Annotated in this window: 1 protein-coding gene; it reads right to left on the bottom strand. The window is 56.3% G+C overall.

Going from position 1 to position 524, the window contains the following annotated elements; genetic code table 11:
* Window positions 1-524 (bottom strand): WD40 repeat domain-containing protein (locus AC0QH1_RS18335; protein ID WP_442957331.1); only part of this gene is annotated, 524 nt, incomplete at both ends.

Here is a 524-nt window from a genome sequence, read left to right as displayed (position 1 = left end):
GCTCGTTTCCCGTCGGGGGTAATGGCTACTGCATTTACCCACGCACTATGCCCTCTGAGGGTGGCCAGTTCAGTCCCGGTTTCCAAATCCCACAGTTTCAGGGTTGTATCCGATGCCGAGACCGCTCGTTTCCCGTCCGGGGCGATCGCTACTGCACTTACCGAGCCAGAGCCATGCCCAGTAGAGAAGGGAGTAAAGGTAAAGAAGGCAAAAGAAAGGTCGGGAGTTTCGTTCCCTGATGCAAATAGGATGTCATCCCAGGATACTGTCTCGGCATCGTGGGGTGTCAGGGTTTCATCAGATGCAAAGAAGATGTCACCCCAGGATACTGTCTCGGCATCGTGGGGTGTCAGGGTTTCATCATCGGATGCCGAGACCGCTCGTTTCCAGTCCCAGGCGGCTACTCCATAGAAACTATGCGCGGTGAGGGTAGCCAGTTCCGTCCCCGTCTCCAAATCCCACAGTTTCAGGGTTTGATCATCGGATGCCGAGACGGCTCGTTTCCCGTCCGGGGCGATCGCTAC

It is taken from the genome of Phormidium sp. CCY1219, assembly GCF_055795085.1.
Note: the sequence above shows the minus strand (reverse complement) of the source record. Positions and strands in the feature narration are given on the sequence as shown.